We start from the raw sequence: 14,389 nt of genomic DNA, 5'->3' as shown, positions 1-14,389 counted from the left end.
ACCCGGTCGATGACCGGGCATTGCCGGCGCGAGCATGGCAAACTGTGCATCCCACCACAGGAGTACCGCCATGAGCGAGCACGACGAAATCGACAATGACGACGAAGCCTTCGCCGAGGCGACACTGACCCAGGCCATCGAAAACCAGATCGAAAGTGGCGAGCCGCCGGCCGCCAAGGCCACCTTCAACAAGCTGACCCTGGTCGGCTACGAGCGTGAAGACATCCTCAACCTCATGGCACACGTGCTGGCCATCGAGATCGACAACATGCTCGACGAAGACCGCCCGTTCAACACCGAGTGGTACGAAAACGCCCTGCGCGCACTGCCTGAACTGCCTCCTGAGGCAGATCAAGGCGACGTCGAATAACCCGGCTACACTCCAAGGTCAGGCACCGTTGGCGGTGCCGCCATCCTCGTCTGGAAGTCAGGAGTCGCCATGTCCTTTACCCCCGAACTGATCGCCGAACTGGAAGTGCTCGCCCTGTTCAACCTGGACAGCAGCCAGGAAGGGATCAAGATTCACGCCAACGCTTCCCCTGCCTTGGTCGCCGCCGCGCAACGGCTTTACGACAAGCAACTGACCGATGAGCCCGATGGCGGTTACCTGACCAGCCTGGGGCATGATGCGGTAGAAAGCGTGCAACTGCTGCTGAACATCCTCAAGGCGCCACAACCCGCATAATCCTGTACCGGCCACACCGTCGGCAGGCCGGCTCCCGCAGGGATAGCGCCAACCTCAAGCCCTGTGCATTACCTGTGGGAGCTGGCTTGCAAGCGATAGGTCCAGAACGGGCGATAGAAAAATGGCGCCAATATTCCACAACCCACTTATCCGACTGCTCCACTCAGGCTAAACTCGCCACAGCGTCCCCCGGCCCGCCCTGAGTGTGCAATGAACCACCCCCACGAAATCCGCCCTGACCTGGACGAAGGCATCGACCGCAAGGTGCTGGCGACATTGCGTGCGCGCTTCATGCACATCAACCAGTGCCGGCGAGAGCGCGCCATGGAAGGCCTGTCGAGCCGCCAGCAACTGGTCCTGACCCTGCTGCCGCTGCTGTTCCACGTCAACCACCCGCTGCTACCGGGTTACGTTTCCGGTGCCACGCCAGCTGGGGTGGCGGGGTTCGAGCCGGATGCCGAACAGGTCGCCGATGCCCAGCGCCTGGCTCGCTCGTTCGCCTACAAGGCACGCCATGGCAATCCGCCACGCCCGATCCACGGCCTGTTCCTGATGGGTAGCCTCGGTTCGCTGGCCCAGGCCGAACAGAGCGACATGGACCTATGGGTGTGCCATGCCCCCGGCCTGGCCGAAGCCGAGCGCGATGAGTTGCGGCGCAAATGCCAGCTGCTGGAAGCCTGGGCGGCAAGCCAGGGTGCCGAGGCGCACTTCTTCCTGATCGACCCGCAAAACTTCGCCCAGGGCCAGCGCGACAGCCAGCTCAGCTCCGACGACTGCGGCACCACCCAGCACTTCCTGCTGCTCGACGAGTTCTATCGCACCGCCATCTGGCTCGCCGGGCGCACGCCGCTGTGGTGGTTGGTGCCGGTCTATGAAGAGCACAACTATCAGGGTTATACCGAGACCCTGCTGTCCAAGCGCTTCATCCGCAACCAGGACGCCCTCGACCTTGGCAGCCTTGCACAGATTCCGCCCGGCGAGTACGTCGGCGCCGGGCTGTGGCAGCTGTTCAAGGGCATCGACTCGCCCTACAAGTCTTTACTCAAGCTGCTGCTGACCGAGGTTTACGCCAGTGAGCACCCGGCCGTGCGCTGCCTGAGCCTGGACTACAAGCAGGCGGTATTCGCCAATCATCTCAACCTCGATGAACTCGACCCCTATGTGATGGTGTACCGGCGTATCGAGCGCTATCTACAGCAACGCGGCGAAACCGCACGGCTCGAACTGGTCCGGCGCAGCCTGTACCTGAAGGTCAACAAGAAGCTGAGCGGCCTGGACCGTACCCGCAGCAGCGGCTGGCAGCGCCAACTTTTGCAGCGGCTGACCGATGAGTGGGGATGGGACGAACGCCAGCTGGCCATGCTCGACAGCCGCAGCCAGTGGAAGGTACGCCAGGTTGCCGTCGAACGTCGTGAACTGGTTGCAGAGCTCAACCATAGCTATCGCTTTCTCGGGCAGTTCGCGCAAAGCCAGGACGCCAACAGCCGCGCCGACCAGCGCGACCTCAATGTGCTGGGCCGGCGCCTGTACGCCGCCTTCGAACGCCGCGCCGGCAAGATCGAAGTGATCAACCCGGGTATTGCCCCGGACATCGCCGAAGACACCTTGACGCTGGTCCAGTCGCCAAACCGCAAGGAGCCTGGCAGCCATCACTGGGGGCTTTACAACGGTAACCTGGGGGTGCACGAGTGGGAGCATTTCAGCCCGATCAAGCGCTGCCGCGAACTGCTCGAACTGCTGACCTGGGCCCACCGCAACGGCGTCATCGACAGCAGCACGCGCCTGGCCTTGCACCCAGGTGACAGCGACCTCAGCGAGTTCGAGCTTTTCAACCTGCTGGGCAGCCTGCAGCAGAGCATCCCGCTGCCGCTGGACAGCGTCAGCGAAGAGCGCCTGCTGCAACCCAGCGTGGCTGACGAGATCCTGCTGCTGGTCAACGTCGGCGTCGACCCGCTGCGCCAACATCGCGACCTGAACATCCTGATGACCACCGAGCGTACCGACTCGTTGAGCTATGCGGGTGTGCGCGAGAACCTGGTGCTGACCCTCGACCAGATCACCCGCAACAGCTGGAACGAAGTGCTGGTGCAGCGCTACGACGGTGAACACGCGTTGCTGCGCTGCCTGCGTGACTTCCTCAACAGCCTCGGCCAGCGCAGCCAGCGCCCGCAGGTCAAGGTGCGCTGCTTCTGCCACAACCGCGCCCAGGCCATTAGCCAGCGGGTGGAGGAAATCTTCGACACGGCACAACGGCTGCTCGACCAGGGCCTGAATCACCGTTACCTGTTGCAGGTAGCGCAGTACACCCATGTGCTTGAATTGTTGCCCGGCCAGGTCAGCCTGGCGACCATGGCCGAGCATGACGCCGTGCTCGATCACCTCGGCGAAGTGCGCAGCCGCTACAGCCCGTTGCACCTGGATGGCAATGCGCTGCAGGACTACGACCTGCCTCTGCTGCTGGAGCAAGGTCGGCGCAATTGCATCCAGGTGTTCTACCGCCTGCTCGACGGCTGGGCCGACCTGTACGTGCTGGATGAGAACAACGCCCTGTGGCAGCAACGCCTGCCGCTGTTTGATGAAAGCCATCTGCTGCTGCCGTTGCAGCGCTTTCTGCGCTCGGTGGTGGTGCGCCATGATGCCCGCCTCCCGCTCGACCATCTGCAGCAGGCTTCACTTGGCATCCACTATGCCCAACTGCTGCCCTCCGGGCCGGGCAAGGCGCGCAGCATCGAGCCACGCCCCGCCCCCAGCGCTGGCATCGACCAACCCTATTACGAGGTTCAGGCCATTCTGCAGGCCGGCACGGGGGATGATGTGCATGTGACGCTGTATTGCGACCAGCAGGAGTTTTCCGAACTGGAGCATGGCGACCAGCTGTATGCGGTTGTCGCCCGGCAGATCCTCGGCCAGCGCCGCAGTGCCGGGCACTATCGCTGCTACATCACCGACCTGGACCTTTCGGAACTGCTCGAGGATGAACAGGGTTCGACCAGCCTGTACCTGCGTTACAAGCGCGAGCTGGAACATGCGCTCAATCAGGGGCTGGAGCAGCTCCAGGCTGAGCTCGCGCCCTGATCCAGCCAGTCTTTCCCTCTGCACGGCGCTACAGACCAGCAGCATGCTTCGCACTCATTCAATGACTGAGGTGCGTCATGAACAAGCAGAACTGGATGGGCAACTTGCCTGAACTGGGCCGCCTGCGCATTGATCAGCTGATCCTGCCCGGCAGCCATGATTCGGGCATGGATAAACAAGCCGACAATATCGTCCCACCGCAAGAAGTGACCCAGGACGTTTCCTGCATCGAGCAGATTCGCGCCGGCATTCGCGTGCTGGACCTTCGTGTACGGGCCAACCGCGAACACACACCCGACTCACCCTATCGGTACAAGCTCTTCCACATGAGCACATCGGGCCGCACCGTGCTCGGCGACATCGTGTCCGAGCTGAATCGTTTCTATGAGGATGCTGCCAACGAACGGGAAATCATCATCCTCGACTTCCATCAATTCGATAACTTCAGCGCCCAGGAGCACGCGTGGTTGCTGGCGATGCTGGACAAGTACATGGGGCAGCGCATCATCCCCTATGACTTGCACACGCTGACCTTGGATCAACTGTGGAATGACCACCCAGGCAAAACCGTGGTCATCGCCTACAACAATCACGCCGCAGGCAGCCACTGGGATGGCGTGGAACAGGTATGGATGGGCGAAAACACACCGTCTACAGAAGAGCTGAAAGCGTTCATGGACCAGCGAAGGCAAGCCTACAAGCCGGACGGCAAACTACGCTCGATCCAGTGCGCGAAGTACAACAAGGTGGTGTTCACGCCAGACGATTTCAGCGACAAGATCGATGAGTGGTTCGACTCGAAAGACCTGGACAGCTATATCCAGGGCTTTTACATCATCAATACCGATTGGTCGCTGCGCAGCCGCATCGTCGACAACTGCATTCACGCCTGCCAGCTCAAGGCGCAGAACACCCCCTGAAAGACCGTGCGGGGTTCAGAGGTCGAAATCGCCAGCCGCTTCTGGCTGGTACTCGACTTCCAGCAGCTTCAGCTTCAGGGTCTTGCCCCCCGGTGCCGGCCAGTCGATCTGCTCTCCCACCGACAAACCCAGCAGCGCACAGCCGATCGGCGCGAGGATCGAGACCTTGCCCTCACCACCCGCATCTTTCGGATAGACCAGGGTCAGGTGGTAATCCTTGCCACTGGCTTGCTCGCGGCAATGTACGCGCGAGTTCATGGTCACCACACCGGCGGGCACCTCATCATGGCCGACCACCTGCCCGGCACGGTCCAGCTCCTCCTGCAAGGCGAGCACACCCGGGGTAGTTTCGTCGAGGCTGTCGATCAGGCGCTCGAGACGCTGTACGTCCAGTCGGGTGAGGATGAGGGAAGGCTTGGTGCTCATGATCCAGTCTGACTCCTTTGAACAGGCGGTTTCCTGCAGGCAGATAAAGCAAAACCCCGCCCAAGGGCGGGGTTTGTGAATGCTTTTGCGTCACCGACGCACAACCCGACACTACCACAGCGGGGCAAATACTCAAGCCCGTGCGCGCAGGGCCTCGGCTTCGCGGCAGATCTGCCGGCGCCGTTCGTCGTCAGCCGAGCGCCACTCGCGGATGTGCTCGACATGCCGGTGGCAGCCGGTGCACACCCGCTGCTCATCCAGCCGGCAGACGCTGATGCAGGGTGACGGTACTGCCGGGCTGACGTTGCTGTACAGCGGCTTGGACGGCCGCGCCTGGCTGGTCATGTCAGATCTCGTCGAAGTCCAGCTTCTCGCCGGCCCGCTCCCAGACGATGCGTTCGAGCATTTCGCCAAGCAGCTCTTCGCTCTTCTCGCACACCCACTTGCTGGTCTCTTCGTCATAGTCGAAGTGGAAGCCACCGGAACGGTCGGCCAGCCACAGCTGGCGCAGCGGCTCCTGGCGGCTGAAGATCAGCTGGGCGCCGCCTTCGAACTTGACGGTCAGCACGCCGCCGGAGTTTTCCATGTCCAGGTCCAGGCCGCTCTCGTCGAACAGGTCTTCCAGGGCCTGTTGGGTCGCGTCGACCAGATCATGGAAACGCGCTTCGCTCAAACTCATTGCAGGAACCTCGAAATTGGCTGCTTTACGGGCAAGCCGGGCAAGATACGGGCGCCGGGCCATGAATGCAAAGGTTTAGCCGCTCTCGGCACTGGCCCCATAACCGGCGGCGAGAGCACCTAAGCATAGCCCGCCCGACGGACCGGCTCTTGCATAGGCAATCCGCCGGTCGCTCGGTATACTCGGGCGCAATACTGCATATTTCAAAGGATTTCACCCATGAAGCGCCTGATTTCCTCGCTCGCGGCGCTGGTCGCGGTTGCCTGCCTCGTTTCGGCCTGCGGTCAGAAGGGGCCCCTGTACCTGCCAGAAGACGGCAAGGACGGCAAAGGCCCGAAAAAGTCGCACCAGCACCAGCACGCTCCTGCGGTCCAGCCGCAAGAAGAGCAGCCAATCCAGCCCGAGCAGACGCCTGCGCAGTAAGGAAATCAGATGAACGCTTTCAACTACCGCGACGGTGAACTGTTCGCGGAAGGCGTGGCCCTTTCGGCTATCGCCGAACGTTTTGGCACCCCCACCTACGTCTACTCGCGCGCTCACATCGAAGCCCAGTACCGCAGCTACACCGATGCCCTGCAAGGTACCGAGCACCTGGTCTGCTTCGCCGTCAAGGCCAACTCCAACCTCGGCGTGCTGAACGTCCTGGCGCGCCTGGGCGCGGGCTTCGACATCGTTTCCGGCGGTGAGCTGGAGCGTGTGCTGGCCGCTGGCGGGCGCGCCGATCGCGTGGTCTTCTCCGGGGTTGGCAAAACCCGCGAAGACATGCGCCGCGCCCTGGAAGTCGGCGTCCATTGCTTCAACGTCGAATCCACCGACGAGCTCGAGCGCCTGCAAGTGGTGGCAGCCGAAATGGGCAAAATTGCCCCGATCTCGCTGCGCGTGAACCCGGACGTCGATGCCGGCACCCACCCGTATATCTCCACCGGCCTCAAAGAGAACAAGTTCGGCATCGCCATCGCCGACGCCGAAGCCATCTACGTGCGAGCCGCGCAACTGCCGAACCTGGACGTGGTGGGTGTCGACTGCCACATCGGCTCGCAGCTGACCACCGTCGACCCGTTCCTCGATGCCCTCGACCGCCTGCTGGCCCTGGTCGATCGCCTGGCCGAGTGCGGCATCCACTTGCGCCACCTGGACCTGGGCGGCGGCGTTGGCGTGCGCTATCGCGACGAAGAGCCGCCGCTGGTGGCCGACTACATCAAAGCCATCCGTGAGCGCGTCGGCACCCGTGACCTGGCCCTGGTATTCGAACCAGGCCGCTACATCGTGGCCAACGCCGGTGCCCTGCTGACCCGCGTGGAATACCTCAAGCACACCGAACACAAGGACTTCGCCATCATCGATGCGGCGATGAACGACCTGATCCGCCCAGCCCTGTACCAGGCCTGGATGGGTGTCAGCGCGGTCACTCCTCGTGCCGGCGAAGGCCGTGCCTACGACCTGGTCGGGCCTATCTGCGAAACCGGCGACTTCCTCGCCAAGGACCGCGTGCTGAACCTGGCCGAAGGTGACCTGCTGGCCGTGCAGTCGGCGGGCGCCTATGGTTTCGTCATGAGCTCCAACTACAACACCCGTGGGCGTTGCGCGGAAATCCTGGTCGACGGCGACCAGGCTTTCGAAGTTCGCCGCCGCGAGACCATCGCCGAATTGTACGCTGGCGAAAGCCTGCTGCCGGAGTGACCCCATGCTGCTGCGCTTTACCAAGATGCATGGGCTGGGCAATGACTTCATGGTCCTCGACCTGGTCAGCCAGCACGCGCACATCCAGCCCAAGCATGCCAAGCAATGGGGTGACCGCCACACCGGTATCGGCTTCGACCAGCTGCTGATCGTCGAGGCGCCGAGCAACCCGGAAGTGGACTTCCGCTATCGCATCTTCAATGCCGACGGTTCCGAGGTCGAGCAGTGCGGCAACGGCGCGCGCTGCTTCGCCCGCTTCGTGCTGGACAAGCGCCTGACCGCGAAGAAGCGCATCCGCGTGGAAACCAAGGGCGGCATCATCGAGCTGGACGTGCAGAACGACGGCCAGGTGTGTGTCGACATGGGCCCGCCGCGTTTCGTCCCGGCAGAAATCCCGTTCATTGCCGACGAGCAGGCGTTGAACTACCCACTGGAAGTCGACGGCCAGGTGCATTCGATTGCCGCCGTGTCCATGGGCAACCCGCATGCCGTGCTGCGCGTCGACGACGTGCACACTGCGCCGGTACATGAGCTGGGCCCGAAAATCGAAAACCACCCGCGCTTCCCGCAGCGGGTGAATGCCGGTTTTCTCCAGGTCATCGACCGCCATCGCGCCAACCTGCGGGTATGGGAACGTGGCGCCGGCGAGACCCAGGCCTGCGGCACCGGCGCGTGCGCCGCTGCCGTGGCCGCCATCAGCCAGGGCTGGATGGACTCTCCGGTGACCCTCGACCTGCCGGGTGGCCGCCTGCACATCGAATGGGCCGGCCCCGGCAAGCCCGTGTTGATGACCGGCCCAGCCGTACGCGTCTTCGAAGGACAGGTTCGTCTCTAAGCGAGTAACCGCCATGACCGATCAGCCAGTACCCCAGCAGCCCGATGAGCTCGATGCCGAAGCGGTGGTCGCCTACCTGCGCGCCCACCCCACCTTCTTCGCCGAGCACGACGAACTGCTGATCGAGCAACGCATCCCCCACCAGCGCGGCGACAGCGTGTCGCTGGTGGAGCGCCAGCTCAAGCTGCTGCGCGACCGCAACATCGAGATGCGCCATCGCCTGTCGCAACTGATGGACGTGGCCCGTGACAACGACCGGCTGTTCGACAAGACGCGCCGGCTGATCCTCGACCTGCTCGATGCTGGCAGCCTGGAAGAAGTGGTGATGGCCGTCGAAGACAGCCTCCGCCAGGAATTCCAGGTGCCTTTCGTCAGCCTGATCCTGTTCGGCGACAACGCAGCGCCTGTCGGCCGCTGGGTCAGCAATGCCGAAGCCCAGCAAGCCATTGGCGGCCTGCTAGGCGGCGGCAAGACCGTCAGCGGCAACCTGCGCGAGCACGAACTGGCCTTCCTGTTTGGCAAAGAGCAGCAGCAGGAAGTCGGCTCCAGTGCCGTTGCAGCCCTCGAATACCAAGGGCTGCATGGCGTGCTGGCAATTGGCAGCCGCGACCCGCAGCACTACAAGAGCAGCGTCGGCACCTTGTTCCTCGGCTACATCGCCGAAGTGCTCGGCCGCGTGGTGCCACGCGTGACCCAGACCCTGCGTCCGGTGCGCTGATGGAACGCCAGCTGGAGGCTTATTGCGCACACCTGCGCAACGAGCGCCAGGTATCGGAACACACCCTGCTGGCCTACCGCCGCGACCTCGACAAGGTCATCGAATACTGCAACAGCCAGGGCATCGCCGGATGGGGCGCGCTGCAGATCCAGCAGCTGCGCCAGCTGATCGCTCGCCAGCACCACCAAGGGCAGTCCTCGCGCAGCCTGGCGCGGCTGCTGTCAGCGGTGCGCGGCCTGTACCGCTACCTCAACCGCGAAGGCCTGTGCCAGCACGACCCGGCCACCGGCCTGAGTGCGCCCAAGGGCGAGCGCCGGTTGCCCAAGGTGCTGGACACCGACCGCGCCCTGCAACTGCTCGAGGGTGGTGTTGACGACGACTTCATCGCTCGCCGCGACCAAGCCATCCTCGAACTGTTCTATTCCTCCGGCCTGCGCCTGTCCGAGCTGAACAACCTCGACCTCGAACAGCTCGACCTGGCCGCTGGCCTGGTGCAGGTGCTCGGCAAGGGCAGCAAGACCCGCGTGCTACCGGTTGGCCGCAAGGCCCGTGAGGCCTTGCAGGCCTGGTTCAAGCTGCGCGGCATCGGCGGCCCACGTGACAGCGCGGTGTTCATCACCCGCCAGGGCAACCGCATGAGCCCGCGGGCTATCCAGATGCGGGTCAAGGCTGCCGGCGAGCGTGAACTGGGCCAGCACCTGCACCCGCACATGCTTCGCCATTCCTTCGCCAGCCATGTGCTGGAATCGTCCCAGGACCTGCGGGCGGTGCAGGAAATGCTCGGCCATGCCGACATCAGCACCACGCAGATCTACACCCACCTGGACTTCCAGCACCTGGCCGCGGTGTACGACAGCGCCCACCCTCGGGCCAAACGCAGCAAAGGCACAGACTCATGAGCATCAAGCTGATTACCTTCGACCTCGACGACACCCTGTGGGACACCGCGCCCGTGATTGCCAGCGCCGAGGTCGTGCTGCGCGACTGGCTCGAAGCCAACGCCCCCATCCTCGGCGGCGTGCCGGTTGAACACCTGTTCGCCATCCGCGAACGGCTGGTGCAGGCCGAACCGGGCCTCAAGCACCGCATCAGTGCCCTGCGCCGCCGTGTGCTGTTCCACGCCCTCGAGGAAGTCGGCTACAGCGACAAGCAGGCACAGGAGCTGGCCAACGAAGGCTTCGAAGTGTTCCTGCACGCCCGCCACCAGATCGAAGTGTTCCCCGAGGTGCAGCCGGTGCTGGAGATCCTGCGCCATCACTACATCCTGGGCGTGGTCACCAACGGCAACGCCGACGTAAGCCGCCTGGGGCTGGCGGACTACTTCCGCTTTGCCCTGTGCGCGGAGGACCTGGGCATCGGCAAGCCCGACCCGGCGCCATTCATGGAGGCCCTCAAGCGCGGCGACGTTGAAGCCGGTGCAGCGGTGCATGTCGGTGATCACCCGGGCGACGACATCGCCGGGGCCCAGCGAGCCGGGCTGCGTGCGGTGTGGTTCAACCCGCAGGGCAAGGCCTGGGCTGGCGACCGAGCGCCAGATGCAGAGATTCAACGCCTCTCTCAGTTGCCCGACATTCTGACCCGCTGGCGCTGACTGTGTAGGAGCGGCCTTGCGTCGCGAAAGAGCCGCACAGCGGCCCCAGCAATTGATACACACCACCAATGCCAGGGGCGGCTCCGGCGCCCTTTCGCAACGCAAGGCCGCTCCTACAGGGACCGCGCCAACCTGAACGGGCACAAAAAAGCCCGCAGCGACGGCGGGCTCTTTTGTATTCAGCCACTCAGATAGGGCGGCTGCCGTACTTGTTGTCCGGCTTCTTGGGCGGGTCGGCGACCACGTTGGCCTCGACTTCCTGCACCTTGCCACCGCGCGAAAGGAACTCTTCCATCGCCTTGGCCAGGGCATCACGCTCCTTCTGCTTGGCTTCCATGCTCGGCATCTCGTCTACCGAGATAGCGGCCTTGGATTTACCCTTGGCAGCCGGTGCCGGGCTGCTGTCGTCATCGCCAGCATCTTCCGCACCATCGTCAGCCGCCGCTTCGAGGCCCTCATCAGCCTCGTCTTCGTCGCCTACTTCGAGGTCATCATTTTCCAGATCGTCGTCGCTCATGTTCTACCTCATGACTTGCGAAAAGCAGGTTAGTTATAGACCAGTGCAGCCGTAGACCGGCAGGCACCAGTGAAAATTCAACTGGCCGTGGGTTAGGCCACTGCCCTTGGGTCAGCGCTCCTGATGGGAGGCGGCACCCAGCAAGCCCTGCTCCTGGCAGGACCTGACAAATCCTTGACCCCTGCTGGCCACACGCTACTGGCAAGCCTAGCAAAGGCTGGTAAAGCGTGTGGACTACTCGTCAAACACCCTTTGGCGCGCATTCTAGCGCGCCCGTGGAAAAAGCAAAGCACCATAAACGCCCTGTAGCTTGTAAGTTTTTGGCCTACGTCGCGAACGTGAGTGATAAACCGTTTGCACTGCGGGAAATGGCAAAAAACAGGCAAAAAAATGCCCGGCGAACCGGGCAAGTTTTTCCAGCGTCGCAGTTACAGGTTGTAGCCGCGTTCGTTGTGCTGAGCCAGGTCGAGGCCGACCGACTCTTCTTCTTCGTTGACCCGCAGGCCCATCACCACATCCAGCACCTTGAGGATCACGTAGGTGACGATGGCGGTGTAGGCCACGGTGAAGATCACGCCTTTGGCCTGGATCCAGACCTGGGCACCAATGTCGGTTACCGCGCCGAAGCCGCCCAGGGCCGGTGCTGCGAACACGCCGGTGAGCATGGCACCGATGATGCCGCCAACACCGTGCACGCCAAAGGCGTCGAGGGAGTCGTCGTAACCCAGCTTGCGCTTGAGGGTGGTGGCGCAGAAGTAGCAGATCACGCCCGAGACCAGGCCGATCACCAGGGCGCCCATCGGGCCCACGGTGCCAGCGGCCGGTGTAATGGCGACCAGGCCGGCGACCACACCCGAGGCAATGCCCAGGGCGCTTGGTTTGCCGTGGAAGATCCACTCGGCGAACATCCAGCCCAGTGCAGCGGCGGCGGTGGCGATCTGGGTCACCAGCATGGCCATGCCCGCAGTGCCGTTGGCCGCAGCGGCGGAGCCAGCGTTGAAGCCGAACCAGCCGATCCACAGCATGGCCGCGCCCATCAGGGTGTAGCCCAGGTTGTGAGGGGCCATCGGGGTAGTCGGGTAGCCTTTGCGCTTGCCCAGTACCAGGCAGCAGACCAGGCCAGCGATACCGGCGTTGATATGCACCACGGTGCCGCCAGCGAAGTCGAGTACGCCCCAGTCCCACATCAGCGCGCCGTCACCGCTCCAGACCATGTGCGCGATCGGTGCATAGACCAGGGTGAACCAGATGCCCATGAACACCAGCATCGCCGAGAACTTCATGCGTTCGGCAAAGGCACCGACGATCAGCGCCGGGGTGATGATGGCGAAGGTCATCTGGAAGGTGATGAACACGGCTTCTGGGAACAGTGCGGTAGCCGAGGTCAGGTTCGCTGGCGTGACGCCGCTGAGGAACGCCTTGGAGAACCCGCCGACGAAGGAATTGAAGTTGAGCACGCCCTTTTCCATACCGGCGGTATCGAAGGCCATGCTGTAGCCATAAATGACCCAGAGAATGCTGATCAGGCCAGTGATGGCAAAGCACTGCATCATCACCGACAGCACGTTCTTGGAACGCACCATGCCGCCGTAGAACAAGGCCAGACCCGGAATGGTCATGAACAGCACCAGCGCTGTCGAGGTGAGCATCCAGGCGGTGTCGCCGGAGTTCAGCGCTGGGGCAGCTGCTTCCTCTGCCAGGGCCAGCCCGGGCATTACGAGGGACAATAGGGCTCCTAGCCCTGCGATCTTACGCAGAGTCATGTTGTTTTCTCCTGGGGCGTTGGGTTTGGTGAGGCTTTTTTTCGGCGCTTAGATCGCGTCGGTATCGGTTTCGCCGGTACGGATGCGGATCGCCTGCTCCAGATTCACCACGAAGATCTTGCCGTCACCGATCTTGCCGGTGTTGGCCGCCTTGGTGATGGCTTCGATCACTCGATCAAGGTCCTTGTCGTCGATGGCGACGTCGATCTTCACTTTGGGCAGGAAGTCGACCACGTACTCCGCGCCGCGATACAGCTCGGTGTGGCCCTTCTGCCGGCCGAAACCTTTGACTTCCGTGACGGTAATGCCCTGCACGCCGATTTCCGACAGCGACTCGCGCACGTCGTCCAGCTTGAACGGCTTGATGATGGCTGTGACTAGCTTCATGAAACTCTCTCCCGATTTGGTGGACTTGCCCCAGGAAAACAAACCCGTCTCAAGTCTAAGCGCAGCGGTTGGCTTTGTAACGCGTCGTCGGCATCCGGCTCCGCGTGCGCACTGCCTGGTCACAAGGAACTGCATCAGTGCATGGCTCGTACAGGTCTTTGCAGAAACCTTGCCAGTTCCGTTAAACCACCGGAAAACAGCGAGTTATGTGAATTAGTCAGGATTGGCCAGTCGCCAGCATGGCAAACGTGCACAACTTCGGTGCGCAGCGACCTGCAGCGCTGCTCGAAAAATGTGCAACTGCCTGAGGGCAAGGGTGCAGCGTTGCCCCGTGCTACACTGCGAGCCATTTCTCAGTATCAGTGGACAGCCCGACATGCTCGCGCCCAAAGCCCTTCTCGACGCCCTGAGCGACCAGGCCTCGCGCCTGTTCAGCAGCGATACCGCCCAGCCCCGCGCCGAACTGGAAAGCCAGTTCAAGGTGCTGATGCAAGGCGCCTTCAGCAAGCTGGACCTGGTCAGCCGCGAAGAATTCGACAGCCAGATGGTCGTGCTGGCGCGCACCCGTGCCCGCCTCGAGGCCCTGGAGAAGCACGTCGCCGAGCTGGAAGCCCGGATGGCGCCAGCTGCGCAGGAATAACAATCGATAAGGCGCCTCACCATGAAAGTCAGTGCCCGTAACGTCTTTGAAGGTACCGTCAGCGCCGTGCAGCCCGGCGCGGTGAATGCCGAGGTCGAACTGACCCTGGCTGGCGGCGAGAAGCTGGTGGCGGTGGTCACTATGGCCAGCCTGCACAACCTCAACATCAATGTCGGCAAACAGGCCGTGGCCCTGGTCAAGGCACCATGGGTAGTGCTGATGACCGATGCCGACGGCTACCGGTTCTCGGCCCGCAACGCCCTGGAAGGTGAAGTGGTACGGGTAGGCGACGGCGCTGTGAACGCCGAAGTGGTACTCAAGCTGGCGGGCGGCACCGAGGTGTTCTCCATTGTCACCCGCGAAGCCGTGCAGGAACTTGGCCTGGCCCCCGGCGTGCAAGCCACCGCGCTGATCAAGGCGTCGCACATCATCCTCGGCGCCAAGCCATAACAAAGCCGGGGCCGCCTGGCGGC

Annotated in this window: 18 protein-coding genes; 12 read left to right on the top strand and 6 right to left on the bottom strand. The window is 63.1% G+C overall.

The features are described from left to right. Positions 1-70: 70 nt before the first annotated feature. The 4 genes from H040_RS09235 to H040_RS09220 all read left to right on the top strand — a co-directional run bounded on the left by H040_RS09235 (position 71) and on the right by H040_RS09220 (position 4,680). Positions 71-370: a hypothetical protein gene (locus tag H040_RS09235; RefSeq protein WP_027916959.1), complete on the top strand. Its 300-nt coding sequence runs from the start codon at positions 71-73 to the stop codon at positions 368-370. A gap of 69 nt (positions 371-439) precedes the next feature. After that, a complete protein-coding gene (locus tag H040_RS09230) occupies positions 440-685 on the top strand; it encodes a TIGR02647 family protein (RefSeq protein ID WP_027916960.1) in 246 nt (81 codons plus the stop codon). A gap of 210 nt (positions 686-895) precedes the next feature. After that, positions 896-3,760, top strand: a complete 2,865-nt coding sequence (locus H040_RS09225) for a class I adenylate cyclase (RefSeq protein ID WP_027916961.1) — start codon at positions 896-898, stop codon at positions 3,758-3,760. A gap of 77 nt (positions 3,761-3,837) precedes the next feature. Then, positions 3,838-4,680, top strand: coding sequence for a hypothetical protein (locus H040_RS09220; RefSeq protein ID WP_027916962.1), 843 nt, complete (start codon positions 3,838-3,840; stop codon positions 4,678-4,680). A 15-nt stretch (positions 4,681-4,695) separates the two neighbouring features. On the opposite strand, the gene rnk is transcribed toward H040_RS09220, so the two are convergent. The 3 genes from rnk to cyaY all read right to left on the bottom strand — a co-directional run bounded on the left by rnk (position 4,696) and on the right by cyaY (position 5,785). Continuing rightward, positions 4,696-5,106, bottom strand: coding sequence for a nucleoside diphosphate kinase regulator (gene rnk / locus H040_RS09215; RefSeq protein WP_027916963.1), 411 nt, complete (start codon positions 5,104-5,106; stop codon positions 4,696-4,698). A 132-nt stretch (positions 5,107-5,238) separates the two neighbouring features. After that, positions 5,239-5,451, bottom strand: coding sequence for a DUF1289 domain-containing protein (locus H040_RS09210; protein WP_027916964.1), 213 nt, complete (start codon positions 5,449-5,451; stop codon positions 5,239-5,241). A 1-nt stretch (position 5,452) separates the two neighbouring features. Beyond that, positions 5,453-5,785, bottom strand: a complete 333-nt coding sequence (cyaY, locus tag H040_RS09205) for an iron donor protein CyaY (RefSeq protein ID WP_027916965.1) — start codon at positions 5,783-5,785, stop codon at positions 5,453-5,455. A 219-nt stretch (positions 5,786-6,004) separates the two neighbouring features. Here cyaY and lptM point away from each other — a divergent pair, with 219 nt between their 5' ends. Genes lptM through H040_RS09175 form a run of 6 tightly spaced genes read left to right on the top strand, consistent with a single transcriptional unit; the run spans position 6,005 to position 10,609 of the window. After that, the gene (lptM, locus tag H040_RS09200; RefSeq protein WP_033695922.1) at positions 6,005-6,208 is read left to right on the top strand and encodes an LPS translocon maturation chaperone LptM; all 204 of its coding nucleotides are present in this window, start codon (positions 6,005-6,007) and stop codon (positions 6,206-6,208) included. Between the two features lie 9 nt (positions 6,209-6,217). Continuing rightward, positions 6,218-7,465 carry a diaminopimelate decarboxylase gene (gene lysA, locus H040_RS09195; RefSeq protein WP_027916966.1) on the top strand — a complete coding sequence of 416 codons (1,248 nt, stop codon included), beginning with the start codon at positions 6,218-6,220 and terminating at the stop codon, positions 7,463-7,465. A gap of 4 nt (positions 7,466-7,469) precedes the next feature. Next, the gene (gene dapF / locus H040_RS09190) at positions 7,470-8,300 is read left to right on the top strand and encodes a diaminopimelate epimerase (RefSeq protein WP_027916967.1); all 831 of its coding nucleotides are present in this window, start codon (positions 7,470-7,472) and stop codon (positions 8,298-8,300) included. A 13-nt stretch (positions 8,301-8,313) separates the two neighbouring features. Further along, entirely contained in the window at positions 8,314-9,018 is a 705-nt protein-coding gene (locus tag H040_RS09185) for a DUF484 family protein (RefSeq protein ID WP_027916968.1), read from the top strand. Then, the gene (gene xerC, locus H040_RS09180) at positions 9,018-9,917 is read left to right on the top strand and encodes a tyrosine recombinase XerC (RefSeq protein WP_027916969.1); all 900 of its coding nucleotides are present in this window, start codon (positions 9,018-9,020) and stop codon (positions 9,915-9,917) included. The genes H040_RS09185 and xerC overlap by 1 nt, the downstream gene beginning before the upstream one ends. Then, complete coding sequence (locus tag H040_RS09175; protein WP_027916970.1) at positions 9,914-10,609, top strand: HAD family hydrolase; 696 nt, start codon at positions 9,914-9,916, stop codon at positions 10,607-10,609. Before xerC ends, H040_RS09175 begins: the two co-directional genes overlap by 4 nt. A 187-nt stretch (positions 10,610-10,796) precedes the next feature. Here the strand turns inward: H040_RS09175 and sutA are convergent, their stop codons facing one another. The 3 genes from sutA to glnK all read right to left on the bottom strand — a co-directional run bounded on the left by sutA (position 10,797) and on the right by glnK (position 13,276). Then, complete coding sequence (sutA, locus tag H040_RS09170) at positions 10,797-11,126, bottom strand: transcriptional regulator SutA (RefSeq protein ID WP_027916971.1); 330 nt, start codon at positions 11,124-11,126, stop codon at positions 10,797-10,799. Positions 11,127-11,554: 428 nt separating this feature from the next. Continuing rightward, positions 11,555-12,889 (bottom strand): ammonium transporter, encoded by a 1,335-nt coding sequence (locus H040_RS09165; protein ID WP_027916972.1) that lies wholly within the window; start codon positions 12,887-12,889, stop codon positions 11,555-11,557. Positions 12,890-12,937: 48 nt separating this feature from the next. After that, on the bottom strand, positions 12,938-13,276 hold the full coding sequence (glnK, locus tag H040_RS09160; protein ID WP_002555808.1) for a P-II family nitrogen regulator: 339 nt from the start codon (positions 13,274-13,276) through the stop codon (positions 12,938-12,940). A 376-nt stretch (positions 13,277-13,652) separates the two neighbouring features. On the opposite strand from glnK, the gene H040_RS09155 reads away from it, so the two are divergent. Continuing rightward, complete coding sequence (locus H040_RS09155; RefSeq protein ID WP_027916973.1) at positions 13,653-13,916, top strand: accessory factor UbiK family protein; 264 nt, start codon at positions 13,653-13,655, stop codon at positions 13,914-13,916. A gap of 21 nt (positions 13,917-13,937) precedes the next feature. Continuing rightward, positions 13,938-14,366, top strand: coding sequence for a TOBE domain-containing protein (locus tag H040_RS09150; protein ID WP_027916974.1), 429 nt, complete (start codon positions 13,938-13,940; stop codon positions 14,364-14,366). The last annotated feature ends 23 nt before the right edge of the window (positions 14,367-14,389 follow it).

Origin of the sequence: Pseudomonas sp. URMO17WK12:I7, assembly GCF_003269045.1 — a bacterium.
In the GTDB taxonomy this organism is placed as follows: Bacteria; Pseudomonadota; Gammaproteobacteria; order Pseudomonadales; family Pseudomonadaceae; genus Aquipseudomonas; species Aquipseudomonas putida_J.
This window is presented reverse-complemented; position numbering and strand designations above follow the sequence as displayed.

Excerpts from the sequence above, each read along its gene's own strand:
- H040_RS09235 (WP_027916959.1), top strand. The coding sequence starts at position 71 with ATGAGCGAGCACGACGAAATCGACAATGACGACGAAGCCTTCGCCGAG.
- H040_RS09230 (WP_027916960.1), top strand. The coding sequence starts at position 440 with ATGTCCTTTACCCCCGAACTGATCGCCGAACTGGAAGTGCTCGCCCTG.
- H040_RS09225 (WP_027916961.1), top strand. The coding sequence starts at position 896 with ATGAACCACCCCCACGAAATCCGCCCTGACCTGGACGAAGGCATCGAC.
- H040_RS09220 (WP_027916962.1), top strand. The coding sequence starts at position 3,838 with ATGAACAAGCAGAACTGGATGGGCAACTTGCCTGAACTGGGCCGCCTG.
- rnk (WP_027916963.1), bottom strand. The coding sequence starts at position 5,106 with ATGAGCACCAAGCCTTCCCTCATCCTCACCCGACTGGACGTACAGCGT.
- H040_RS09210 (WP_027916964.1), bottom strand. The coding sequence starts at position 5,451 with ATGACCAGCCAGGCGCGGCCGTCCAAGCCGCTGTACAGCAACGTCAGC.
- cyaY (WP_027916965.1), bottom strand. The coding sequence starts at position 5,785 with ATGAGTTTGAGCGAAGCGCGTTTCCATGATCTGGTCGACGCGACCCAA.
- lptM (WP_033695922.1), top strand. The coding sequence starts at position 6,005 with ATGAAGCGCCTGATTTCCTCGCTCGCGGCGCTGGTCGCGGTTGCCTGC.
- lysA (WP_027916966.1), top strand. The coding sequence starts at position 6,218 with ATGAACGCTTTCAACTACCGCGACGGTGAACTGTTCGCGGAAGGCGTG.
- dapF (WP_027916967.1), top strand. The coding sequence starts at position 7,470 with ATGCTGCTGCGCTTTACCAAGATGCATGGGCTGGGCAATGACTTCATG.
- H040_RS09185 (WP_027916968.1), top strand. The coding sequence starts at position 8,314 with ATGACCGATCAGCCAGTACCCCAGCAGCCCGATGAGCTCGATGCCGAA.
- xerC (WP_027916969.1), top strand. The coding sequence starts at position 9,018 with ATGGAACGCCAGCTGGAGGCTTATTGCGCACACCTGCGCAACGAGCGC.
- H040_RS09175 (WP_027916970.1), top strand. The coding sequence starts at position 9,914 with ATGAGCATCAAGCTGATTACCTTCGACCTCGACGACACCCTGTGGGAC.
- sutA (WP_027916971.1), bottom strand. The coding sequence starts at position 11,126 with ATGAGCGACGACGATCTGGAAAATGATGACCTCGAAGTAGGCGACGAA.
- H040_RS09165 (WP_027916972.1), bottom strand. The coding sequence starts at position 12,889 with ATGACTCTGCGTAAGATCGCAGGGCTAGGAGCCCTATTGTCCCTCGTA.
- glnK (WP_002555808.1), bottom strand. The coding sequence starts at position 13,276 with ATGAAGCTAGTCACAGCCATCATCAAGCCGTTCAAGCTGGACGACGTG.
- H040_RS09155 (WP_027916973.1), top strand. The coding sequence starts at position 13,653 with ATGCTCGCGCCCAAAGCCCTTCTCGACGCCCTGAGCGACCAGGCCTCG.
- H040_RS09150 (WP_027916974.1), top strand. The coding sequence starts at position 13,938 with ATGAAAGTCAGTGCCCGTAACGTCTTTGAAGGTACCGTCAGCGCCGTG.